Origin of the sequence: Pseudomonas fragi (genome assembly GCF_025426255.1) — a bacterium.
In the GTDB taxonomy this organism is placed as follows: Bacteria; Pseudomonadota; Gammaproteobacteria; order Pseudomonadales; family Pseudomonadaceae; genus Aquipseudomonas; species Aquipseudomonas kulmbachensis.
Window position 1 is genome coordinate 1,862,053 of sequence record NZ_CP104861.1, and the last position, 20,829, is coordinate 1,882,881.

A 20,829-nucleotide genomic window follows, 5' to 3' on the forward strand; every position below is an offset into this window, starting at 1 on the left:
CGAAATGCCTGTATTACCCGAACTGGAAGCGTTTTTGGAACTGGCTGAATTCAGCCGCATGACCGGCAAGAGCCAGCCCATGCACACGCTGACCCCGGCCCAGGCCCGCAGTGAATTTGAGCTCAGCTCAGGGGTATTTGATGTGCCAGTGCCCGAGGTCGACAGCTACGACCTGCGCATCCCGGCGCGGGATGGTTTCAGTCTGCCTGCGCGGTTGTATCGTGGTGCGCAGCTGGATGGTTCGCGGCTGCCGGTGGTGATTTATTTTCACGGTGGCGGCTATGTGATCGGCAGTCTCGACAGTCATGACGCGCTGTGCCGACGCTTGGCGGCAGCGGGGCACTTTGCAGTGCTGGCGGTGGATTACCGGCTGGCGCCGGAGTGGGTATTCCCCACGGCACTGCACGACGCCTGCGATGCGGTGAACTGGCTGCTGCGCGACGGTGCCAGGCACGGGCTGGATGCCACGCGAGTGGCGTTTGCCGGAGACAGCGCAGGGGGGACGTTGAGCACGGTACTCGCGATTCTGGCGGTGCGCGAACCGCAGGAAGTCGCCATCGTGCCGCGTGCGCAGGTGCTGCTCTACCCGGTGACGGATGGCAGCTGCAAGCGTGATTCCCATGTGCGGTATGCCGAGGGCTACCTGCTCGAAACCGCGTGCATGGACTGGTTTTACCGGCTCTACAGTCGCACTCCGGATGACGTGCAGGATTGGCGTATTTCGCCCTTGCTGGCCCCGGATGTCAGTGGCCTGGCCCCGGCGCTGGTGTACCTGGCCGGTTACGATCCGCTGCACGACGAAGGGTTGGCCTATGCCGAAAAACTCAAGCGGGCGGGCAATCAAGTGCTGCTGTGCGAAGAGCCCGGCATGACCCACGACTTTATGCGCATGAGCGGGTTGCTGGAGGAGGTGCCGGTGATTCATGGACGGGTGGCGAGCTGGCTGGATGGGCAGCTCGGGTGTTAGTCCCCGAACCCGAGCTGCGCAATCAGCCAGACGTTGGCGCAGCTGATCAGCGCAAACAGAAACCAGGCCAACAACCGGGTTGGTAGGCGGTTGGCGAAGGGGCCCATGAGTTTCTGGTCGCTGGTCATGCGGATCAGCGGGTACAGCGCAAACGGCAATTGCAGGCTGAGCACGACCTGGCTGAGGATCAGCAACTTGCCCACTGCGCCGTCGCCCATCAGCCAGACCCCGAGAAACGCCGGGATCAGCGCCAGTCCGCGGGTGATCAGGCGGCGTTGCCAGCAGGGGATGTGCAGGTCCAGGTAGCCTTCCATGATCACCTGTCCGGCGATGGTGCCGGTGAAGGTCGAGCTTTGCCCGGAGGCCAGCAGCGCCACGCCGAACAGGACACTGGCCATGGCGCCGCCCACCAGCGGGTCGAGCATGCGGTAGGCGTCCTGGATTTCGACCACATCGCTGTGACCGGTCTGGTGAAAGGCGGCAGCCGCGAGGATCAGGATCGCCGCGTTGACCAGCAACGCCAGGGCCAGCGAGCCGATGGTGTCGATGCGTGACAGGCGCACCGCGTCCAGTTTGCTGGCGTAGTCGGTGCCGGTCAGGCGTGTTTGTACAATGGAGCTGTGCAGGTACAGATTGTGCGGCATGACGGTGGCGCCAATGATGCCGATGGCAATGTACAGCGGCGCTGCGTCACTGATGGCTGACAGTGACGGTTTGAAACCTTGGAACACGTCCGGCCAGTAAGGCTTGATCAGCACCAGTTCGACAAAAAAGCAGCCGACGATAGTCAACACCAGCGCCAGCATGATGGCTTCCAGGCGGCGGAAACCCTTGCCTTGCAAGGCAAGCACCAGCAGCGTGTCGAAGGCAGTGAGGGCGATGCCGACGGTCATCGAACAACCCAGTAGCAGGTGGAAGGCCAGCGCGCAGCCGAGCACTTCGGCGAGGTCGGTGGCGATGATCGATATTTCCGCCAATAGCCATTGCACTCGTGCCGAGCGCTTGCTGTAGCGTTCGCGGCACAGTTGCGCCAGATCGCGGCCAGTGGCGATCCCGAGTCGCGAACACAGGCACTGCACGGCCATCCCGGCGAGGCTGGCGAGCAGTACCACAAACAACAGGTTGTAGCCGTACCGCGAACCGGCTTCGATGGCGGTGGCCCAGTTGCCGGGGTCCATGTAGCCGATGCTGATCAGCAAGCCGGGCCCGGCAAAGCGCAGTACGCGTTTAAACAACGGCGCGCTGGCATCGACGGCAACGCTACCGCTGACTTCGGAAGGGCAGAAGGGCGCGGTGGCGGTTTTAGGCAGGCTGAATTTCAAGCTCGGGCTCCACAGGACAGTCAGACAGGCGTGGGCAACCGCACAGGTGTGAGGACCGGTTGCCCGGAGAAATACGCCAGCAGGTTGTTGACGACCAATTGCACGGTGCCTTGTGCGGCTTCTGGCGATTGACCGCCCATGTGCGGGGTCATGACCACGTTGCCGAGGGTTTTGAGGGCATCGGGAACCTGGGGTTCGTGATCGAAGACGTCGAGCCCGGCGCCGGCGATTCGGGCGCTGGCCAGTGCAGCAATCAGCGCGTCGGTGTCAATCACGCTGCCGCGCGCAATATTGATCAGGTAGCCATGCGGCCCCAGGGCATCGAGCACCGGGGCATCGACCAGATGCCGGGTGTCGCTGCCGCCCGGTGTGGCCACGATCAGGAAGTCCACGGCAGCGGCCAGTTCGGCCACGCTGGCGCAGTAGGTATAGGGGGTGTCAGGTCGCGGCTGGCGGTTGTGATAGCTGATGCTCATGTCAAAACCGTTCGCTGCACGCTTGGCAATGGCCAGCCCGACGGCGCCCAGCCCGATGATACCCAGGCGTTTTGCGGCCACAGAGGGCTGGCGCAGTTTGTTCCATTCACCCCGGCGGATACCGGCATCGGCCTGGGGAATGCCGCGTACCAGTGACAGCAGCAGCGCCATCGCATGGTCGGCCACGGACGAGGCATTGGCTCCGGCGCCGTTGGTAACGGTAATCCCTCGATTGCTGGCGGCTTGCAAGTCCACTTGCTCATAGCCTGCACCGATCACGCAGATGATCTTGAGCAAGGGCAGGGCGGCCATTTCTTCGGCGAACAGGCCCAAGGGGCCGCGGGTTAAAACGGCATCGATACGTGCGCCATGTTCGGCAATTGCCGCCGCGCGGCTGGCCATGGTCGGTGCAAGGATCAGCTCGAAACCCTCATGTTCGAGCAGTGGCAGGTAATCGTTAACGGTTTCAACCAGCACCAGTACAACGTGGGACATAGGTGTCTCCAGCCAGAGAATGTCGGGAATGGTCCGAGATTAGCACCACTGCCGGGTGCTTTTCCCTGTATCAATTCGATACAAACGCTCTATTTCAGGTTTTTTCAGCCGTGTGGCGGCTGGGCCGAGTCCTACGCTGGAGCCAAGCAGGGTCGGCCTGTTACCATTCGCCCTTTGTTTTATCTCCATTTCGAGACCGCCCATGACCACCGTTCGCACGCGCATCGCGCCATCGCCTACCGGCGACCCCCACGTCGGCACCGCTTACATCGCTTTGTTCAACTACTGCTTTGCCAAGCAGCATGGCGGCGAATTCATCCTGCGGATCGAAGATACCGACCAGTTGCGCTCGACCCGCGAGTCCGAGCAGCAGATCTACGACGCCCTGCGCTGGTTGGGTATCACCTGGAGCGAAGGCCCGGACGTTGGCGGCCCGCACGGCCCGTACCGTCAAAGCGAGCGTAGCGAGATCTACAAGAAGTACACCCAGCAACTGGTCGAAATGGGCCATGCCTTCCCGTGCTTCTGCACCAGCGAAGAATTGGACCAGATGCGCGCCGAGCAAATGGCCAAGGGCGAGACCCCGCGCTACGACGGTCGAGCGCTGCTGTTGTCCAAGGAAGAAGTCGCGCAGCGCTTGGCCGCTGGCGAGCCGCATGTGATCCGCATGAAAGTGCCGACCGAAGGCGTATGCGTGGTGCCGGACCTGCTGCGCGGTGATGTCGAGATCCCGTGGGATCGTATGGACATGCAAGTGCTGATGAAGACCGACGGTCTGCCGACGTACTTCCTGGCCAACGTGGTCGACGATCACCTGATGGGCATCACCCACGTACTGCGTGGCGAAGAATGGCTGCCATCGGCACCCAAGCTGATCCTGCTGTACGAATACTTTGGCTGGGAACAACCGCAGCTGTGCTACATGCCGCTGTTGCGTAACCCGGACAAGAGCAAACTGTCCAAGCGCAAGAACCCGACTTCGGTGACGTTCTACGAGCGCATGGGCTTTATGCCTGAAGCGATGCTCAACTACCTGGGCCGTATGGGCTGGTCGATGCCGGACGAGCGCGAGAAGTTCTCGCTGCAGGAAATGGTCGACAACTTTGACCTGTCCCGCGTCTCGCTGGGCGGGCCGATCTTTGACGTTGAGAAACTGTCCTGGCTTAACGGCCAATGGTTGCGCGATCTGCCGCTGGAAGAGTTCGCCAGCCGCGTGCAGCAATGGGCGCTGAACCCTGAGTACATGATGAAGATCGCGCCGCTGGTGCAGGGCCGGGTTGAAACCTTCAGCCAAATCGCGCCATTGGCCGGGTTCTTCTTCTCCGGCGGCTTGCAGCTGGATGCCAAGCTGTTTGAGCACAAGAAGCTGTCCAATGAGCAAGTGCGTCAGTTGATGCAACTGATCCTGTGGAAGCTCGAGAGCCTGCGTCAGTGGGAAAAAGACGCGATCACGGGTTGCATCCAGACCGTGGTTGAGTCCCTGGAGCTGAAGCTGCGTGATGCCATGCCGCTGATGTTCGCCTCGATCACAGGGCAAGCCAGCTCGGTGTCGGTGCTGGACGCGATGGAGATTCTGGGGCCGGACCTGACCCGCTTCCGTCTGCGTCAGGCGCTGGACCTGCTGGGCGGCGTGTCGAAGAAAGAAAATAAAGAGTGGGAAAAGCTGTTTAACGCGATTGGTTAACTGCTTTTATTTGTAGCCGCTGCCGCAGGCTGCGATGGACTGCGCAGCAGTCCTGAGGGGGTGAAGGTCCTTCGGCCCTTATCGCAGCCTTTGGCTGCGGCTACAGATTTCGTGGGTTTGGCCCAGTATTTACAGGGCGGGGAGGGTAAGTGGTTGTTCTCACGGCAAATTTTTTTAAAAAACTTTGAAAATAAGTTTGACAGCCTACCCATCCAGTCTTAATATGCGCCCCGTCCACACAGCAACACGAAACAAGCAGCAAGAAACACGCTGCAGTGTCTGTTTGGGGCTATAGCTCAGCTGGGAGAGCGCTTGCATGGCATGCAAGAGGTCAACGGTTCGATCCCGTTTAGCTCCACCAATTTACAGTTCAATGCCTGGCCACACCGGCATTGAATCGATCAACACTCAGTCTTGATCAGTTAGAAGGTTTGTGTCCCCTTCGTCTAGTGGCCTAGGACACCGCCCTTTCACGGCGGTAACAGGGGTTCGAGTCCCCTAGGGGACGCCAGTTTTACAGAAGCAGCACTTCGGTGATGCTCCGCCGCCAGGCGATAAATCGGGGCTATAGCTCAGCTGGGAGAGCGCTTGCATGGCATGCAAGAGGTCAACGGTTCGATCCCGTTTAGCTCCACCAATTTACAGTTCAATGCTTGGCCACACCGGCATTGAATCGATCAGCACTCAGTGCTGATCACTGTTAGAAGGGTTTGTGTCCCCTTCGTCTAGTGGCCTAGGACACCGCCCTTTCACGGCGGTAACAGGGGTTCGAGTCCCCTAGGGGACGCCACGATTACCCGCTTTGCGGGATTTATAAGGGTCATTCGATTATTGAATGACCCTTTTGTTTGTCTGCAGTTTTTATATTCCTCGCCTGCAAGCTTGCAGCAGCCCCCTCTGCGTTACACTGCTCTCCTTATTTGTGTACCGGGAGACAAGGCATGAGTTGGGATTTGGCAGCGCCGTTTATCATTGACCTGCACGTGCAGGCTGAAGACATCGACGGGTTTGGCCATGCCAATAACGCGGCCTATGTGGTCTGGCTGGAACGTTGTGCCTGGCGCCATTCGCAGCGCCTGGGGCTGGACCTCACCGAGTACCGTCGTCTTGATCGCGCCATGGCGGTATCCCGGCATGAAATCGATTACCTTGCCAGCGCCTATGAAGACGACGAGCTGCAACTGGCGACCTGGATTGTCGATTGCGACCAGCGCCTGCGCATGACCCGTCATTTTCAACTGGTCCGCCCCAGCGATGGTGTGACCCTGTTGCGTGCGCAAACCACCTTTGTCTGCATCGAGCTGTCCACCGGCAAGCCCAAGCGCCTGCCGCCCGAGTTTCTTGAAGGTTATGGTCCGGCTGTCGTGACAGCCTGACAGGCAGAGCCTGCTCATACCGATTGCCCGCAGAACCACGTAAACTGCCCCACGTTTTTGATGAGAGTCACCCATGCAAATTGCTTTGGCGCCGATGGAGGGGTTGGTCGACAACATCCTGCGTGATGTCCTGACCCGCACCGGCGGTATTGATTGGTGTGTGACCGAATTTATTCGGGTCACCGAACGGCTGTTACCTGAAGCCTACTTCCATAAATTCGCCCCTGAACTGCAGCACGGAGCAAAAACCCGCTCTGGCGTGCCCCTGCGTGTGCAGTTGCTGGGTTCTGATCCTGCCTGTCTGGCCGATAACGCGGCGCTGGCCTGTGAGTTGGGTTCCGGGGTGATTGACCTCAACTTTGGCTGCCCGGCCAAAACCGTGAACAAGTCCCGTGGCGGAGCGGTGCTGCTCAAGGAGCCCGAGCTGCTGCACGCGATCCTGCTGCAAGTGCGCCGCACCGTGCCAGCGCATATCCCGGTCACCGCCAAGATGCGTCTGGGCTTTGATACGCCAGACAGCGCCAATGAGTGCGCGATTGCCTTGGCCGAAGGCGGCGCCAGTCAGATTGTGGTGCATGCGCGGACCAAGATGGATGGCTACAAGCCGCCTGCGCATTGGGAATACATCGCCCAGGTGCAGGAAGCGGTCAAGGTGCCGGTGTTTGCCAATGGCGATATCTGGTCGGTTGAAGACTGGCGCCGTTGCCGCGAAATCAGTGGGGCTGAAGACATCATGCTCGGTCGCGGTCTGGTGTCGCGCCCCGATCTGGCCCGGCAAATCGCCGCAGCCCGTGCCGGTGAGGAAGTGGTTGAAATGACCTGGGCCGATTTACAGCCCATGATCCGCGACTTCTGGGCCCAGGCCGAGGCTCAGCTGACGCCGCGTTCAGCTCCGGGACGACTCAAGCAGTGGCTGGCGATGCTGACCCGCAACTACCCTGAAGCCGTCGTACTGTTCAATGCCATGCGCCGGGAAACCGACTGTGAAAAGGTTAGGCATATGGTCAATAACCCGCCAGCAGACGCTGCCTGAAACAGCTGAAAAAAAATTAAAAAAAGCTCTTGAAATGGTTTTTACGGTCCTTATCTAGTGTCCTGTCTCGCAAGTACTGATCCTTTTTGTGAGACAGGACACTCGGGTACGCGATGCCGAAACCGGGTCGCGTAACAATATCTCGCTGAAATCAGGAGGATATAATTATGAGCAACGCATTTTCCATGGCGCCACTGTTCCGTAATTCTGTCGGCTTTGACCGTTTTAGTGATTTGTTTGAAACCGCTTTGCGCAACGACTCGAGCGGCGGCTACCCACCTTACAACGTTGAAAAACGTGGTGAAGACAGCTATCGCATCGTGGTTGCAGCAGCAGGCTTCCAGCAAGATGATCTGGACCTGCAAGTAGAGAAGGGCGTGCTGACCGTGAGCGGCAGCAAACGTGAAAGCATGAGCGATGAAGGTGTGACCTTCTTGCATCAGGGCATTGCACAGCGGGCCTTTAAATTGTCCTTCCGTCTCGACGATCATATCGAGATCAAAGGCGCCAACCTGAGTAATGGCTTGTTGAGCATTGACTTGCAACGGGTGGTGCCGGAAGAGGCAAAAGCCAAACGCATCCCGATTAATGGGGATTCGCAGCCTGCTCTGCAACACTAATCTGAGCACGCGCTAGCCAAGAACCCCGTCTTTGTGGCGGGGTTCTTGCTATCCGGGTGTTCGTGGCGGGCAGTACGCAGGCATTTGTCCCCGATCTCTCCCCGGGGCAAGTGCCTGCATTTTATCCGCAATCCGTCACTTGGCAGGCTGACCTGCTGTCAGTTGGTGTTTTTGCAGATTCTTGTCAGCTTTGTAGCGCAAGGCTACATCGGGCACGCTGCCGCTTTTGCCGGTTTCCAGCCAGTTACGGATCCGCCCTGCGTCGGCGAAGTGGGTGTATTTGCCAAAGGCATCCAGAATAACCAGCGAAACCGGGCGACCGCCCATTTCAGTCACCAGCACCAAACAATGACCAGCCTGATTGGTAAAGCCGGTTTTGGTGATCTTGATATTCCACTTGTCCTTGTTCACCAGATGGTCGGTGTTATGGAAACCCAGGGTGTAGTTGGGTTTGCGAAATGCCACGGTTTTTTCCTTGGTGGTGCTCAACTGGCTGAGCATCGGGTAATGCCGAGCGGCGGCCAGCAACTTGCTCAGGTCACGTGCGGTAGACACGTTGTGAATCGACAAACCGGTCGGCTCTACGTAATGGGTACTCATCATGCCCAGGCTCTTGGCCTTGGCATTCATCGCTGCGATAAATGCCACATAACCGCCCGGATAGTGATGGGCCAGGCTTGCTGCGGCGCGGTTTTCCGATGACATCAAGGTGATCAGCATCATTTCGTGACGCGACAGCTCACTGCCCAGTTTGACCCGGGAGAACACGCCTTTCATTTCCGGGGTGTCGCTGATGTTCACCGAAATGTACTCATCCATCGACTGCTTGGCGTCCAGTACCACCATGGCGGTCATCAGTTTGGTCACTGAGGCGATAGGAACGATGGCGTCGGGGTTGCTGGCAAAAATGACCTTGTTGGTTTGCAGATCGATCAGCATCGCACTGCCTGAGGCGATATGCAGTTGTGAGGTATCCCTTGGGGCCGAAGTGCTTTCAGCCGCTGCGGCGATTGAAGAAGCACTGGTGCCTGCCAGAACGAAACACAGGCTTAAAATAGAAAGATGAATTTTCACGCAGAATGACTCAAAAAGGGTTGGGAAATACCGGGTTGTAACGGCCTTTACACACATGACGTTACATTTTGTGAGTATGGATCAATAGCGGCAGAAATGCCTGATTTTGCTGGGGTTTGCGCAATAAACAGGTTTTTTACCGGTGCTTTGCTGTTCATGCAGCGCCCGGCGCCGAAATTAGCAGTTGGATGCTGTGCGCAAGCTGAACAGGACTTAAAGATTGCTGGCTGACCTGCGGCCGCTGAGGGCTTGCCTTCACATGCTTGCAGGCGGCGCAATTGTGTAAAATGCCGGCCCCTGAAATTGACCGGCCGGCCCGATGACTCCTGAAGCGTTAACCACCTTGCACCTGCACTTATTGACTGCTCTGCAGACTGCACCCAGCGAAACCCGGCGTTTGTTCCACGGGCGCGGACGGTGCTGGCCGGGGCTTGAGCAGTTGACGGTGGACTGGCTACAAGGCGTGGTACTGGTCTCGCTGTTCAAGGAGCCGGAGGCTGAACCTCTGGATGCCTTGAAGCAATTGCTGCTGAGCATCGCCCAATCGCCGGAGTGGCAAGCCAGCGGCGCGCATACGCTGGTGCTGCAACATCGCTACACGCTGCAGAGCGACACCGAATGGCTGGTGGGCGAGGCGATTGATGAGTGCACGCTGACTGAAGGCGGATTGAGTTATCGAGTGGATCTGGGTCGCAAGCAGAACAACGGCCTGTTTCTGGACATGCGCTATGGTCGTGACTGGGTACGGGCCAACGCCGAGGGCAAGCGGGTATTGAATCTGTTCGCCTACACCTGCGGTTTTTCAGTGGCAGCGATAGAGGGCGGGGCACAGCATGTGGTCAACCTCGATATGTCCCGTGCGGCGTTGAGCCGTGGGCGTGACAACCATCGCTTGAACGGGCATGACATGAGCAAGGTGACGTTTCTGGGTCATGACCTGTTCAAATCCTGGGGCAAGGTAAAAAGCACCGGCCCTTACGATCTGGTGATCATCGACCCGCCGTCGTTCCAGAAGGGCAGTTTTCTGTTGACCAAGGATTACCAGCGCGTGGTGCGGCGTTTGCCGGAGTTGCTCAGCGAAAACGGCACGGTGCTGGCCTGTATGAACGATCCTGCACTGGGTTCGGGCTTTTTGATTGATGGCGTGACCCAGGATGCGCCGAGCCTGCACTTTGTTCAGCGTCTGGACAACCCGCCGGAGTTCCCGGATGCCGACGTCGAGTGTGGCCTCAAGGCGCTGGTGTTCAAGCAGGGCGTTTGACGGGCAAAAAAAAGCCCGCGGGGGAGGGTGCGGGCCAAGGGTTCATTGAATGAGCAATGAGCGCGGCGAATATACCCTTCGCCGCGCTTATGGAAGATGAAACAAAATTCATCGACTCAAACAGGAATCGCACTGTAGCCGCTGCCGGAGGCTGCGATCGAGGGCGGAGCCCTGGCAAACCGGTCTTAGCCTCGCAGCTCTCCTCAGCGGCTACAGAATTTTGGGTTACTTGGTGCGCGACGACTCAAACAGGAACCACACGCGGCGTTCTGCTTCGTCGATCCAATTTTCCAGCAGGCTGGTGGTGGCCACGTCTCCGAGTTCGGAGCACATGTCGTGGGTCTCACGCATGTAGGCGGCCAGCTGGATATTGTCTTCGCGCAGCTCTGCCAGCATGTCTTCGGGGGTTACGAAGTCGGCATCGTTATCCAGCAGGCGCTGCAGTTTCTTGATATGGCCGATGGAGCGAAGGGTGGTACGCCCCAGTTTGCGCACGCGTTCGGCAATAGCGTCGGTGGTGGCGTAGATTTGATCGGCTTGCTCGTCCAGCAGCAGATGGAAGTCACGGAAATGCGGGCCGGACATATGCCAGTGGAAGTTCTTGGTTTTCATGTAAATGGCGAAAGTGTCAGCCAGCAGTGCATTTACTTCTGCCGCAATGTTGATACAGGCTTTTTCGCTTAGTGCCGTAGGTGTCCGCAGATCGGCCTTTCTGCTTTCCTTGGCGGATTTCAGGTCTGACATGGTGGTTCCTCGTGGCAGCGGTGGATGGGCAACAACGCAACTTGAATGCGCCTGACTAAAGACCAGGATCAGACTCTCGTCAAACGCGCCGGGCCTTTTCAAGCAGGCCGCGTAAAGTTTTGAGGGGCGCAGAGCAAGATCGTTCAAGACTTTATTCACGCAAGTTGCGACCCTTTGCCGCTGCTTACTGCCGGAATGTTTCTGATGCGTGATTCCCTTGCTCGAACCGCGTTTTTTCGCGGCACCATAGCCTGCCTTCCGTTGACGCTGGCGTGCGCGCCCTGGGGGTTGTTGGCCGGCTCCACGGCGATTGATGCGCAGTTAACGCCTGCACAAAGTCAGGGGCTGTCGCTGTTTGTGTTTGCCGGTGCGGCGCAACTGGTCGCGATCGGCATGATCAAGGGTGGCGCCAGTGCGATCTCGATTCTGGTAACGACCTTGCTGCTGACCTCGCAGCACTTGCTCTATGCGATGCATCTGCGACCGCTGGTATCGCCGTTGCAACCCAAGTGGCGATTCGGGCTGGGCTTTTTGCTGACCGATGAGTTCTTTGCCCTGGTCAGCCCGTTTGACCAGAAGACATTCAATCGCTGGTATGCGCTGGGCGTAGGGCTGTGCATGTACGTGGGCTGGAATATTTTCACCCTTCTGGGCGTGGTGCTGGGCAAGAGCATTCCGGGGCTGGATCAACTGGGGCTGGAATTCTCGATTGCCGCGACCTTTATCGCGTTAATCACGCCCATCGTGCGCACTGTCCCGACGATTGTCTGCGTGGCGGTCTCGTTGTTGACCGTTGTGCTGTTCAGTTACTGGCAGTGGGAGTCGGCCATTGTGCTGGCAGGGTTGGCGGGCATGGTTGCAGGCTATCTGTGCAAGCGTCTGGGAGGGTACTGGGCATGATCTGGACGATTATTGGCGGGATGACGCTGATTCTGTTTTTCAACCGCTACCTGTTTCTGGAGCCGCGGTTGCCGATTCGCTTGAATCGCGGGGTCAAGGAGTTCCTGGGCTTTGCAGTGCCGGGAATGCTGACGGCGATCTGCGGGCCGATCATCTTCGTCAAGGATCACGGGCTCGACTTGAGCCTGAGCAACCCATACCTGTTGGCCGGGTTGTGCGCCATAGGTCTGATGCTTTGGCGACGCAACGTATTGCTCAGTGTCGCGTTGAGTGTCGCGTTGTTTTATCTGTTTCGCTGGTGGCTTTGAGTTGTGCCGCAGCGCGCGAGGTAAAGGGGCCGCTGACGGCAACGCCGTCACTGACCACATACCAGCACGCCAACAGGCCGTCGGCGCGAAGTGGGGCCGGTACGGCACTGCCGATGACTGACATGACATGAATCGTGGGCATAAAAACCTCCTTCAAACAATGTCGCTACCTTACGGCCCGGGCCGCTGCGCAAGAAATCATTGCGCGTGATAGTCGTCATTGATGGCGGTGAGGTGTCAGTCAACCACCAGATCGAGCATGTGCATGACTTCCTGATCGCTCAACAACCCTTCGCGGACAAGGTGCTGGGTCAATAGAGAAACCAGCTTGGCGGTACGATGGCCTTCGAGCTGCTTGAGCTCGGTCAGGGTGTTGTAAACCTTGCTGGAGGTGCATAGCCCGACGATATGATGCGGGTTTTGTGTAGGCATAAAGGTCGTCCTTGTTTTTATGATTGTGCCGATGATCGAGCAGATTACGCTCCATAATGCCGTACTTGGGGCCAGTACGGTGTCTCATCCGCGACATTCACATTGTCTATTAGGACCCGTCGGCAGCTGAAAAAGCCTGCCGGTTTGCGCGCACCGGTATCACCAGCGTGGCGGGCCGTAATAACCACGTGGCGGGCCGTAGTACACCGGGTGTGGCCGGCCGTAGTAACCCTGATAGTAGACGGGCTGAGGTGGCTGTACATACACCGGTTGCGGTTGGTAATACACCGGCGGTGCCTGTACGTAGACCGGTTGCGGTTGGGCATAGACCGGTTGTTGAACGTAAACCGGACGCGGTTCCTGGCCTGCTATGACTGAACCCACAACCGCAGCGCCGACTACCGCGCCAAAAAGGACAGGGCCGGCACCCCAGCCGCCATGGGCGGATGCCTGACCCGCTACAGCCAGTGCGCCGATAAGCAAAGCCACTTTGGGGATGGTACGCATCATGACGATTCCTCGAATTCCAGCCCCGACGTTTCGGTCTGCACCAGACCACAGATAATCGCGGGGATAACCTTAAGACAGTGCTTTTTTAAAAAACTGCGAAGCGTTTTGGTAAATTTTGTGTAAGGTCTGGCAGGCGCTGAGACGTTTCAGCGCAAGCGACCGCAATATGATCCAACAAATTTCTCGGTACGGCGTGTGCCGTCCATCTAAAAGCATTCAGCAAGGAGATGATCATGCAAATGAATCCGAATAAAGACACCCAGCTGTGCATATCGCTGTCGGGTCGGCCGGGTAACTTCGGACTGCGTTTTCATAATCATCTATACGAACAGCTGGGCCTGAACTTTTACTACAAGGCTTTCAGCAGCAAGGACCTTACGGGCGCCGTAACGGGTATCCGGGCCCTGGGGATTCGTGGTTGCGGGGTATCGATGCCTTTCAAGGAGGCGTGTATTGCGCTGGTGGATGAGCTGGATGCATCGGCCCAAGCCATTGCGTCGATCAACACCATCGTCAACACGGACGGCCACCTCAAGGCCTACAACACTGACTACATCGCTATTGCGCAACTGCTGGCCAGCCATAAAGTCGCCCAGGACACCACCTTTGCCCTGCGTGGCAGCGGCGGCATGGCCAAGGCGGTGGCTTCGGCGTTGCGTGATGGCGGCTATCGCAATGGGCTGATCGTGGCGCGTAACGAGGCGACAGGGGCCGCACTGGCGGCAAGCTGCGGTTATGAGTGGCAGCCGGAGCTGGCTGCACAGCGGCCACAGATGCTGATCAACGTGACGCCGGTGGGCATGGCGGGCGGCGCTGAGGCGGATGATCTGGCCTTTGAAGCGGATGCCATTGATCGTGCCGATATCGTCTTCGATGTGGTGGCGATCCCGGTTGAAACGCCATTGATCATTCGTGGTCGTGCCCAGGGCAAACAGGTGATCACGGGGCTTGAGGTTATTGCGATTCAGGCGCTCGAGCAGTTTGTGCTGTACACCGGTGTCCGGCCTACAACGGAGCAGTTCCAGGCTGCGGTGGCATTTGCCCGTAGTTGATTGCAGTGTCGGGCGAGTTGCCTCGCCCGATATCGGCTTTACTCCAGCTCTGCCAGACGCGCTTCCAGAGCGGCAATGCGCGCCTCAAGAGCTTCAAAACGCTCCAGCGAGACCCCGGAACCACTGCTGCGTTCTGCGGGTTGCTGGCGCGCGGCCATAATCACTTCGATATCTGCCGGATCGCCCAGTGCATGGGTATAGCGGTCCTCGCGCTGGCCGCTCTGGCGTGGCAATAACAGCGCCAGGTCCCGGGCAATCAAGCGTTCGAGCTGGTGCTGCACTTGCTCGATGTCTTCGAAGTCGTGCATGCGGGAGCTGCGGGTCAATAGCTCGTTCAGGGTTTGCGGACCGCGCAGAAACAGCAATCCCAGCAGCACTACTTGTGCAGGCACCAGCTCCAGCGCCTTGTCGACTTTATGTTCCCAGCGATCGGCACGGCTGCCCATGACCAGTCGGGTAAAGCCGCGGCCTTCCAGTGCGCGCAGGCTTTGCCCGACTTGCCCTTGTGTAAGGCTCATCACCGGTTCGCGACTGGTCTTCTGATTGCAGGCCAGTACCAGTGCGTTGAGCGTCAAGGGATAGGTTTCAGGGTTGGTGGTCTGTTTCTCGATCAACGAGCCGAGGATGCGGATCTCGGTGCTGTTGAGCTGAGGCCCTGCATCAGACTCGATCTGCGTGCTTTGTGGGAACTGACTCGCGGGGACTTCCATTTTCTTCTCCAATTTGAGCAACCGTTGCCAGCAACCATTGTGGAGTCTTTTGCGCGGTAGAGCGACAGCCATGTAACCCCCGCTGTGGGAGCGAGCCTGCTTGCTCCCACAGGTTGTTTCTTATTGTCTGTCAGCGATTGACCAGCTTGGCAGGCAGGGCAATCACCAGCAGGCTGCTCAGTAGCAGGCAGCAGGCGAAAAACCACAGCGCACCGGAGCCGCTGCCCGTCACGTCGATGGCGATGCCCATCAGCGAGTTGCTCACCAGTCCGGCGATATTGGCCAGCGAGCAGGCGAGGGCAAACCCTGTTGCGGCTGCACGGCCCTTGAGAAAGGTCGCCGGTAAACTGAAAAACACCGGTACAGCGCCAATGATCGCGGCCGATGCAATGGCAAACAGCGCCACGGTTGCCACAACGTTATGGCTGAAGAAGGTGCTGCCAGCCATGGCGGCCGCGCCGACCAGAAAAGGCACGATGATATGCCAGCGCCGCTCGCGATGACGGTCGGAGCTGGCCCCAATCATCAGCATGCCGATCAGGGCTGCGGCGCTGGGCAGAGCCGTCAATACGCCAATATGGAAGTTGTCGGCGACTCCCGCATTGCGAATGAAAGTGGGCATCCAGAAGGCCATCGCATAGGCGCTGAGCAGGATGGAGAAGTCGATCCCGCCGAGCATCCACACCTTCAGGTTAAAAAAACCGTCGCGAAAGCTGTGCTTGCTGTTTTTGCCTTCGACGTCATCTTTGCGCAGCTCGTTTTCAAGCAACTCTTTTTCTTTGGTATTCAGCCATTTGGCGCTGTGATGGCTATTGGGTAGGGCCCAGAACGTCAGAATCCCGAGCAATACGCTGGGGATCGCCTCGATGATAAACAGCCATTGCCAGCCCCTGAGCCCGGCCGTGTTGTCGAAAGCACCCATGATCCAGCCCGACAGCGGCCCGCCGATCACACTGGAAAGCGGCATGCCGATCATGAACAGGGCGATGATGCGTCCCCGTCGCTGCGTCGGGAACCAGGTGGTCAGGTAATACAGCACGCCCGGCAGAAACCCGGCTTCGGCCGCGCCCAGCAAGAAGCGCACGATGTAGAACTGGGCCGGGGTGGTGACCAGCATGGTGCAGGCCGAGAGCAGGCCCCAGGTGATCATGATCCGGGCAATCCAGACCTTGGCGCCGACCTTTTCCAGGACCAGATTGCTCGGCACCTCGAAAATGATATAGCCGACGAAAAACAACCCTGCGCCCAAGCCGAAGGCGGTTTCACTGAACTGCAGGTCGCCGAGCATTTGCAGCTTGGCGAAGCCGATGTTGATCCGGTCCAGATAGGCGGCCAGATAACAGAAGCAAAGGAAGGGGATGAGTTTCCAGGTGATCTTGCGATAGAGCACCTGGACCGGGTCTTCCATTGCCATGACTGGAGGTGTACCAAAACTTGCAGAAGGCATGCGTGTTATTCCGGCAGTGACCTTAAGGTTGATCTTCATACGCCACAAGAGGACAGGCGTGTCTATAATCGCCGCACATTCAATTCCCGCCCACAGACTGTCGAGACTTTCATGACTATCTCTCTGTACGCTGCTTCCATCCCTGTGTTCAAGCAAATGCTCAACGCCCTGAGCGGTGTTCTGACCAAGGCTGAAGCTCATGCAACCGCCAAGAACATCGACCCGAGCGTGTTTTTGCAAGCGCGTCTGGCACCGGACATGTTCCCGCTGGTACGTCAGGTGCAAATCGCAGTTGATTTTGCCAAGGGTGTGTCGGCCCGTCTGGCTGAAATCGAATTGCCGAAGTATGACGACAGCGAAGTGACCTTCGCCGATCTGCAAGCGCTGATCAGCAAAGTGCTGGCATTTGTTGATTCGATCAAGCCTGAGCAAATCGACGGCAAGGAAGGTATCGAAATCATCACCCGTCAGGGCACGCCGAAAGAGAAACGCTTCACCGGCCAAGCTTACCTGCTGACCTACGGCTTGCCACAGTTCTTCTTCCACGTGACCACTGCTTACGCGATCCTGCGCCACAACGGCGTTGAAGTCGGCAAGCGTGACTACATGGGCGCTTTCTAAGCAAGCCCTCTGTGGGAGCGGGTAAGTCCGGCTCCCACAGATTTGGTTGGTTGTCTTAGCTCTGTTGCACAGCCTTGTCTTGCTGGGCCATGCACGCAGCAGCCGTAAACAGTACATCAGTGGATGAGTTGAGCGCGGTTTCGGCCGAATCTTGCAGGATGCCGATGATGAAGCCCACAGCTACCACTTGCATCGCAATCTCGCTCGGGATGCCAAACAGGCTGCACGCCAACGGGATCAACAGCAGCGACCCGCCCGCCACGCCCGATGCGCCGCACGCGCATATGGCTGCCACGACACTCAGCAAAATGGCTGTCGGTATATCGACCGCAATTCCCAGCGTATGCACGGCTGCCAGGCTCAATACCGTAATGGTGATCGCCGCGCCTGCCATATTGATAGTGGCACCCAGCGGGATGGATACCGAGTAGGTGTCTTCATGCAGACCCAAACGCTCGCTCAACGCCATGTTCACTGGAATATTGGCCGCCGAACTGCGGGTGAAGAACGCGGTAATCCCGCTCTCGCGCAGGCACAGGAACACCAGCGGGTACGGGTTGCGACGCAGCTTCCAGAACACGATCAGCGGGTTGACCACCAGTGCCACAAAGAGCATGCAGCCAATCAGCACGGTGAGCAGGTGCAGGTAGCCCAGCAACGCGCCGAAGCCCGAAGTGGCTAGGGTTGAAGCCACCAGGCCGAAAATACCCAGCGGTGCAAAACGGATGACCACACGCACAATCAGGGTGACGCCGTTGGACAGGTCGCTGAGCACGGTGCGAGTGGCGTCGCCAGCATGGCGAATGGCAATCCCCATCCCGATAGCCCACGCCAGAATGCCGATAAAGTTGGCGTTGATCAGCGCGTTGACCGGGTTATCCACCACACTCAATAACAGGCTTTGCAACACTTCGCTGATACCACCCGGCGCTGCAATGGCGATGTCTTCGGTGACCAGTACCAGGCTCGATGGAAACAACATGCTGGCGATAACGGCCACTACGGCAGCGGCAAAGGTGCCGAACAGGTAGAGCACCAGGATCGGGCGGATATGGGTTTCTTGTCCGTGTTTATGGTTGGCAATCGATGCCATGACCAGGACAAATACCAGAATCGGTGCCACGGCTTTCAAGGCGCTGACGAACACCTTGCCGATAAAGGCCACCGAAAGCGCAGCCGCAGGTGCAAGCCAGGCCAGCAAAATACCGGCGATCAGACCGATCACGATCTGGGTCACCAGGCTGGTGCTCTTGAGCTTTTGCAGCAGGGTAGGTGGAGCGTCAGTCATAGGGTTTTCTCTAGTTGTTCTGGGTGGTGCATTGAAAAACTATGGGGCGATCAGCAGCAAGCGGGCAGGCTGATCGACGCAAGTCGGCGGGGTTAAACGTTTTGATTAAAGCAGAGTCAGCGGCCGGGGCTGGTCTTGCGTGCTGAACACGTCTGTGTGACTAAAACCACGGCGGGGGGCGAACTTTAACATAGTGATGTAGGTGCATTCTTAAGCAGGGGCAATCTGCCACATCTCATGGCGGGCTTCTATCGAGGGTAACGTGGCTTCGCGTAGAAGCACTCTGTTACTATCACTCATCCCCATTCTTCTTCAAATCAGCGGGCCCCTGGGCTTTCGCTGGCCTCGTTGTCTCTGGAGTTATTCATGCTGTTGCCCATCCTGCTGCTGTCTGCGGCCGGTTTTACCGTGCTCACTACCGAGTTCATCATTGTCGGCCTGCTGCCGTCGATTGCCCGTGACCTTGAGGTCAGCGTGCCCCAGGCCGGTTTGCTGGTGACCCTGTTCGCCTTCACCGTAGCCGCCCTTGGGCCGTTTTTGACCGCGTACTTTGCGCGTTTTCCACGCAAGCGGCTGTTTATCACTATTTTGCTGATGTTCGCCTTCGCCAACACCGTGGCGGCGTTGGCGCCGAATATTTGGGTGATGGCATTTGCTCGACTGTTACCCGCGTTGGGTTTGCCGGTGTTCTGGGCCCTGGCCAGCGAAACAGCGGTAGACATCGTAGGCCCGGATTACGCCGGGCGGGCGATTGCCAAAATTGGTTTCGGAATTGTCTGTGCGACAGTATTTGGTATCCCTGTAGGCACCTTGATCTCCGATGCGTGGGGCTGGCGCAGTGCCTTCGGCATTCTGGCGGTGGTAGCACTGGCCAAGGCCTTGCTGCTGTGGATCTACTTGCCCACGACCCGAACGGTCAAGGAAGTCGTCACCCTGCGCTCACAATTTGGTTTGTTGCGCAGCCCGCTGATGATTGGCCATATCGTATTGTCGGTGCTGGTGTTTAGCGGCATGTTCACGGCTTACACCTACCTGGCCGACATCCTTGAGCGGTTGGCGGGTTTTGACGGCACCCTGGTGGGTTGGTGTCTGATGGGTTTTGGTGCGGTCGGATTGATCGGCAACTCGTTGGGCGGACGCATGGTGGACCGTCATCCGCTGATTGCTTCGATGGTGTTTTGTGCCTTTATGATTGGCGGCCTGGTGGCGCTGGTGCCGAGTATTCACTCGACCCTGGGCCTTGCTGCGGCGATGGGCATTTGGGGTGTGACGCAGGCAGCGCTGTTTCTGGTCAGTCACGTGCGGTTGATGAAAGCCGCGCCCCATGCCCCGGCATTTGCTGCGTCGCTGAACATTGCCGGGGGCAATCTCGGGATTGGCCTGGGCGCGATGGTCGGTGGGCGCGTGATCGATAACTATGGTTTGGGCAGCCTGGGGTTCGTCGCCGCCGGGTTTATTCTGATAGCGATTCTGCTGGCGCTGTTGTTGATGTCCGCCAAGCCTCGCCCTGTGTGCGCTAACGCGGGGTAAACAGCTCGCGCCTGGCTCCCTCGGTAATCGCAACGATGCCGGGGTGGCGGATTTTGCGTTCGACGGTGATGGCGTAAAACGATTCAGTGACCGCTTCGGTGTGACCGATCAGCTCAACGTCAAACTGGCGCATCACCTCCTGAGCAATCACGCTGGGGGCGATAAATACACCGATTCCGGATTGGCCGAAGGCCTGCATCAGTGCGCTGTCATCAAATTCGCCCACGATCCGCGGTTGTATTTGCTGCTCGGCCAGCCAGCGCAGCAAGCGGCTGCGCAGTACGGTCTCGGGGCCAGGGATCAGCAGCGGGGCGCCTTGCAGGCAGTGCGGGAAGTTCTCGGTGTAGTCTTTGGCGAGTGCCGGGGCGGCAAAAAAGCTGATGCCGCACTCGCCCAGTTTTTGGCTAAAGCCTTTGATGTCGAGGTGAGAGGGCATGGGGCTGTCGGAAATCACCAGATCCAGACGCTGAATCGCAAGGTCCGCCAGTAGCCGATCGAGTTTGTCTTCACGACAGGTAATACGGATCGGCTCGTTCAGCTCCATGGTGGGTGCGATCAAGCGATACACAATCGACTTGGGCACCACATCGGCCACGCCAACCCGAAACAGAATTTGTTGCTCCTTGGGCGCCATGCGCAGCATGCTTTCCAGCTCGCTGCCGAGCTGAAAGATCTGCTCGGCATAGGGCAGCACCTGACGCCCGGTTTCGGTTAACTCCAACTGGCGGCCGACCCGGCGAAACAATGGCAGGCCATAGGTATCTTCCAGCAGGCTGATTTGCCCGCTGATTGTCTGCGGCGTGAGATTGAGTTGTTCGCAGGCGCGAACGATACTGCCGGTTTTGGCAACGACCCAAAAGTAGTGAAGTTGGCGGTAATTAAGCATCGGCGCATCAACAGTTCGTAAAAACCGAAGTATAGCGCTTAAAAATACGAATTTTCCTGAAGTGTTTGATTCTCTAGAATCCCGCGTTATGCG

Annotated in this window: 22 protein-coding genes and 4 tRNA genes; 15 read left to right on the forward strand and 11 right to left on the reverse strand. The window is 58.2% G+C overall.

What is annotated here, in order from left to right; all coding sequences use genetic code 11:
• Nucleotides 1-4 precede the first annotated feature (4 nt).
• Nucleotides 5-967 carry an alpha/beta hydrolase fold domain-containing protein gene (locus tag N7D90_RS08555; RefSeq protein ID WP_261741750.1) on the forward strand — a complete coding sequence of 321 codons (963 nt, stop codon included), beginning with the start codon at nucleotides 5-7 and terminating at the stop codon, nucleotides 965-967.
• Here the strand turns inward: N7D90_RS08555 and N7D90_RS08560 are convergent.
• Both N7D90_RS08560 and N7D90_RS08565 read right to left on the reverse strand, forming a co-directional pair.
• On the reverse strand, nucleotides 964-2,289 hold the full coding sequence (locus N7D90_RS08560; protein ID WP_261741751.1) for an Nramp family divalent metal transporter: 1,326 nt from the start codon (nucleotides 2,287-2,289) through the stop codon (nucleotides 964-966). The genes N7D90_RS08555 and N7D90_RS08560 overlap by 4 nt on opposite strands.
• 20 nt (nucleotides 2,290-2,309) lie before the next feature.
• Nucleotides 2,310-3,260 (reverse strand): 2-hydroxyacid dehydrogenase, encoded by a 951-nt coding sequence (locus tag N7D90_RS08565; RefSeq protein ID WP_261741752.1) that lies wholly within the window; start codon nucleotides 3,258-3,260, stop codon nucleotides 2,310-2,312.
• A 202-nt stretch (nucleotides 3,261-3,462) separates the two neighbouring features.
• Between N7D90_RS08565 and gltX the strand changes: the two genes are divergently transcribed.
• From gltX to N7D90_RS08605, 8 genes are all read left to right on the forward strand, one after another.
• A complete protein-coding gene (gene gltX, locus N7D90_RS08570; RefSeq protein ID WP_261741753.1) occupies nucleotides 3,463-4,944 on the forward strand; it encodes a glutamate--tRNA ligase in 1,482 nt (493 codons plus the stop codon).
• A 285-nt stretch (nucleotides 4,945-5,229) separates the two neighbouring features.
• A tRNA-Ala gene (locus tag N7D90_RS08575) sits at nucleotides 5,230-5,305 on the forward strand.
• A gap of 74 nt (nucleotides 5,306-5,379) precedes the next feature.
• Nucleotides 5,380-5,455, forward strand: a tRNA-Glu gene (locus N7D90_RS08580).
• 50 nt (nucleotides 5,456-5,505) lie between these two features.
• Nucleotides 5,506-5,581 (forward strand) — tRNA-Ala (locus N7D90_RS08585).
• 77 nt (nucleotides 5,582-5,658) lie between these two features.
• Nucleotides 5,659-5,734 (forward strand) — tRNA-Glu (locus tag N7D90_RS08590).
• A 151-nt stretch (nucleotides 5,735-5,885) separates the two neighbouring features.
• Nucleotides 5,886-6,320, forward strand: a complete 435-nt coding sequence (locus tag N7D90_RS08595; protein ID WP_261741754.1) for an acyl-CoA thioesterase — start codon at nucleotides 5,886-5,888, stop codon at nucleotides 6,318-6,320.
• 73 nt (nucleotides 6,321-6,393) lie between these two features.
• Nucleotides 6,394-7,353, forward strand: coding sequence for a tRNA dihydrouridine synthase (locus tag N7D90_RS08600; protein WP_261741755.1), 960 nt, complete (start codon nucleotides 6,394-6,396; stop codon nucleotides 7,351-7,353).
• A gap of 167 nt (nucleotides 7,354-7,520) precedes the next feature.
• Nucleotides 7,521-7,973 carry an Hsp20 family protein gene (locus N7D90_RS08605; protein ID WP_261741756.1) on the forward strand — a complete coding sequence of 151 codons (453 nt, stop codon included), beginning with the start codon at nucleotides 7,521-7,523 and terminating at the stop codon, nucleotides 7,971-7,973.
• 135 nt (nucleotides 7,974-8,108) lie between these two features.
• On the opposite strand, the gene pbpG is transcribed toward N7D90_RS08605, so the two are convergent.
• Nucleotides 8,109-9,047 (reverse strand): D-alanyl-D-alanine endopeptidase, encoded by a 939-nt coding sequence (gene pbpG / locus N7D90_RS08610; protein ID WP_261741757.1) that lies wholly within the window; start codon nucleotides 9,045-9,047, stop codon nucleotides 8,109-8,111.
• 319 nt (nucleotides 9,048-9,366) lie between these two features.
• Between pbpG and N7D90_RS08615 the strand changes: the two genes are divergently transcribed.
• Nucleotides 9,367-10,308: a class I SAM-dependent methyltransferase gene (locus tag N7D90_RS08615; RefSeq protein ID WP_261741758.1), complete on the forward strand. Its 942-nt coding sequence runs from the start codon at nucleotides 9,367-9,369 to the stop codon at nucleotides 10,306-10,308.
• A 225-nt stretch (nucleotides 10,309-10,533) separates the two neighbouring features.
• On the opposite strand, the gene N7D90_RS08620 is transcribed toward N7D90_RS08615, so the two are convergent.
• The gene (locus N7D90_RS08620; protein ID WP_261741759.1) at nucleotides 10,534-11,052 is read right to left on the reverse strand and encodes a Dps family protein; all 519 of its coding nucleotides are present in this window, start codon (nucleotides 11,050-11,052) and stop codon (nucleotides 10,534-10,536) included.
• A gap of 204 nt (nucleotides 11,053-11,256) precedes the next feature.
• On the opposite strand from N7D90_RS08620, the gene N7D90_RS08625 reads away from it, so the two are divergent.
• Together N7D90_RS08625 and N7D90_RS08630 are read left to right on the forward strand one after the other, a co-directional pair.
• On the forward strand, nucleotides 11,257-11,952 hold the full coding sequence (locus tag N7D90_RS08625) for an AzlC family ABC transporter permease (RefSeq protein WP_261741760.1): 696 nt from the start codon (nucleotides 11,257-11,259) through the stop codon (nucleotides 11,950-11,952).
• Nucleotides 11,949-12,260 (forward strand): AzlD domain-containing protein, encoded by a 312-nt coding sequence (locus tag N7D90_RS08630; RefSeq protein ID WP_261741761.1) that lies wholly within the window; start codon nucleotides 11,949-11,951, stop codon nucleotides 12,258-12,260. Before N7D90_RS08625 ends, N7D90_RS08630 begins: the two co-directional genes overlap by 4 nt.
• Here the strand turns inward: N7D90_RS08630 and N7D90_RS08635 are convergent.
• From N7D90_RS08635 to N7D90_RS08645, 3 genes are all read right to left on the reverse strand, one after another.
• Nucleotides 12,208-12,402, reverse strand: coding sequence for a hypothetical protein (locus N7D90_RS08635; RefSeq protein WP_261741762.1), 195 nt, complete (start codon nucleotides 12,400-12,402; stop codon nucleotides 12,208-12,210). The genes N7D90_RS08630 and N7D90_RS08635 overlap by 53 nt on opposite strands.
• A gap of 95 nt (nucleotides 12,403-12,497) precedes the next feature.
• Entirely contained in the window at nucleotides 12,498-12,692 is a 195-nt protein-coding gene (locus tag N7D90_RS08640) for a hypothetical protein (protein WP_261741763.1), read from the reverse strand.
• A gap of 159 nt (nucleotides 12,693-12,851) precedes the next feature.
• The gene (locus tag N7D90_RS08645; RefSeq protein WP_261741764.1) at nucleotides 12,852-13,202 is read right to left on the reverse strand and encodes a hypothetical protein; all 351 of its coding nucleotides are present in this window, start codon (nucleotides 13,200-13,202) and stop codon (nucleotides 12,852-12,854) included.
• 233 nt (nucleotides 13,203-13,435) lie between these two features.
• Between N7D90_RS08645 and N7D90_RS08650 the strand changes: the two genes are divergently transcribed.
• On the forward strand, nucleotides 13,436-14,254 hold the full coding sequence (locus N7D90_RS08650) for a shikimate 5-dehydrogenase (RefSeq protein WP_261741765.1): 819 nt from the start codon (nucleotides 13,436-13,438) through the stop codon (nucleotides 14,252-14,254).
• A 38-nt stretch (nucleotides 14,255-14,292) separates the two neighbouring features.
• Here the strand turns inward: N7D90_RS08650 and N7D90_RS08655 are convergent, their stop codons facing one another.
• Both N7D90_RS08655 and N7D90_RS08660 read right to left on the reverse strand, forming a co-directional pair.
• A complete protein-coding gene (locus tag N7D90_RS08655; RefSeq protein WP_261741766.1) occupies nucleotides 14,293-14,964 on the reverse strand; it encodes a YceH family protein in 672 nt (223 codons plus the stop codon).
• Nucleotides 14,965-15,094: 130 nt separating this feature from the next.
• Nucleotides 15,095-16,411, reverse strand: coding sequence for an MFS transporter (locus N7D90_RS08660; RefSeq protein WP_261741767.1), 1,317 nt, complete (start codon nucleotides 16,409-16,411; stop codon nucleotides 15,095-15,097).
• Nucleotides 16,412-16,522: 111 nt separating this feature from the next.
• Between N7D90_RS08660 and N7D90_RS08665 the strand changes: the two genes are divergently transcribed.
• Nucleotides 16,523-17,032, forward strand: coding sequence for a DUF1993 family protein (locus tag N7D90_RS08665; RefSeq protein ID WP_261741768.1), 510 nt, complete (start codon nucleotides 16,523-16,525; stop codon nucleotides 17,030-17,032).
• A 55-nt stretch (nucleotides 17,033-17,087) separates the two neighbouring features.
• Here N7D90_RS08665 and sstT read toward each other — a convergent pair whose 3' ends face one another.
• The gene (sstT, locus tag N7D90_RS08670; RefSeq protein ID WP_261741769.1) at nucleotides 17,088-18,320 is read right to left on the reverse strand and encodes a serine/threonine transporter SstT; all 1,233 of its coding nucleotides are present in this window, start codon (nucleotides 18,318-18,320) and stop codon (nucleotides 17,088-17,090) included.
• Between the two features lie 366 nt (nucleotides 18,321-18,686).
• On the opposite strand from sstT, the gene N7D90_RS08675 reads away from it, so the two are divergent.
• On the forward strand, nucleotides 18,687-19,850 hold the full coding sequence (locus tag N7D90_RS08675; RefSeq protein WP_261741770.1) for an MFS transporter: 1,164 nt from the start codon (nucleotides 18,687-18,689) through the stop codon (nucleotides 19,848-19,850).
• Here N7D90_RS08675 and nhaR read toward each other — a convergent pair.
• Nucleotides 19,837-20,736 carry a transcriptional activator NhaR gene (gene nhaR / locus N7D90_RS08680; protein WP_261741771.1) on the reverse strand — a complete coding sequence of 300 codons (900 nt, stop codon included), beginning with the start codon at nucleotides 20,734-20,736 and terminating at the stop codon, nucleotides 19,837-19,839. The genes N7D90_RS08675 and nhaR overlap by 14 nt on opposite strands.
• Nucleotides 20,737-20,829 lie beyond the last annotated feature (93 nt).

Coding starts and splice junctions, on each gene's coding strand:
- N7D90_RS08555 (WP_261741750.1), top strand. CDS start 5: ATGCCTGTATTACCCGAACTGGAAGCGTTTTTGGAACTGGCTGAATTC.
- N7D90_RS08665 (WP_261741768.1), top strand. CDS start 16,523: ATGACTATCTCTCTGTACGCTGCTTCCATCCCTGTGTTCAAGCAAATG.
- N7D90_RS08675 (WP_261741770.1), top strand. CDS start 18,687: ATGCTGTTGCCCATCCTGCTGCTGTCTGCGGCCGGTTTTACCGTGCTC.
- N7D90_RS08635 (WP_261741762.1), bottom strand. CDS start 12,402: ATGCCCACGATTCATGTCATGTCAGTCATCGGCAGTGCCGTACCGGCC.
- N7D90_RS08630 (WP_261741761.1), top strand. CDS start 11,949: ATGATCTGGACGATTATTGGCGGGATGACGCTGATTCTGTTTTTCAAC.
- N7D90_RS08600 (WP_261741755.1), top strand. CDS start 6,394: ATGCAAATTGCTTTGGCGCCGATGGAGGGGTTGGTCGACAACATCCTG.
- N7D90_RS08595 (WP_261741754.1), top strand. CDS start 5,886: ATGAGTTGGGATTTGGCAGCGCCGTTTATCATTGACCTGCACGTGCAG.
- gltX (WP_261741753.1), top strand. CDS start 3,463: ATGACCACCGTTCGCACGCGCATCGCGCCATCGCCTACCGGCGACCCC.
- N7D90_RS08655 (WP_261741766.1), bottom strand. CDS start 14,964: ATGGAAGTCCCCGCGAGTCAGTTCCCACAAAGCACGCAGATCGAGTCT.
- N7D90_RS08565 (WP_261741752.1), bottom strand. CDS start 3,260: ATGTCCCACGTTGTACTGGTGCTGGTTGAAACCGTTAACGATTACCTG.
- N7D90_RS08620 (WP_261741759.1), bottom strand. CDS start 11,052: ATGTCAGACCTGAAATCCGCCAAGGAAAGCAGAAAGGCCGATCTGCGG.
- N7D90_RS08640 (WP_261741763.1), bottom strand. CDS start 12,692: ATGCCTACACAAAACCCGCATCATATCGTCGGGCTATGCACCTCCAGC.
- N7D90_RS08660 (WP_261741767.1), bottom strand. CDS start 16,411: ATGCCTTCTGCAAGTTTTGGTACACCTCCAGTCATGGCAATGGAAGAC.
- N7D90_RS08645 (WP_261741764.1), bottom strand. CDS start 13,202: ATGATGCGTACCATCCCCAAAGTGGCTTTGCTTATCGGCGCACTGGCT.
- N7D90_RS08615 (WP_261741758.1), top strand. CDS start 9,367: ATGACTCCTGAAGCGTTAACCACCTTGCACCTGCACTTATTGACTGCT.
- sstT (WP_261741769.1), bottom strand. CDS start 18,320: ATGACTGACGCTCCACCTACCCTGCTGCAAAAGCTCAAGAGCACCAGC.
- nhaR (WP_261741771.1), bottom strand. CDS start 20,736: ATGCTTAATTACCGCCAACTTCACTACTTTTGGGTCGTTGCCAAAACC.
- N7D90_RS08650 (WP_261741765.1), top strand. CDS start 13,436: ATGCAAATGAATCCGAATAAAGACACCCAGCTGTGCATATCGCTGTCG.
- N7D90_RS08605 (WP_261741756.1), top strand. CDS start 7,521: ATGAGCAACGCATTTTCCATGGCGCCACTGTTCCGTAATTCTGTCGGC.
- N7D90_RS08625 (WP_261741760.1), top strand. CDS start 11,257: ATGCGTGATTCCCTTGCTCGAACCGCGTTTTTTCGCGGCACCATAGCC.